1 pseudogene is annotated in these 225 nt (G+C 34.2%); it reads right to left on the bottom strand.

Annotation, left to right across the window (positions count from 1 at the left end):
* A pseudogene (locus tag JUI58_RS01890) lies at nucleotides 1–225 on the bottom strand (hypothetical protein); the annotation flags it as partial.

Genomic DNA, 225 nt, shown 5'->3' with positions numbered 1-225 from the left:
AAAATCAGCTTTAACGCGATAGACAACATGATTGACTCCATCATGCCGATCTCTTTTAATCGGTTCACCTAGAGTTAATTTTTCTCCCGAATCCAATCTTTCAACGGAATAATTTGTAAATTCAATATCGTCAGGTTCTATATCTCCTTTGTAGCGAAACCAGAGATAAAAATCCAGTAAAAAAGATGAATTTTTTTCGTCGATATGGGTTACTTCATTGATATC

It is taken from the genome of Spirulina sp. CCY15215 (assembly GCF_016888125.1).
In the GTDB taxonomy this organism is placed as follows: Bacteria; Cyanobacteriota; Cyanobacteriia; order Cyanobacteriales; family Spirulinaceae; genus CCY15215.
This window is presented reverse-complemented; position numbering and strand designations above follow the sequence as displayed.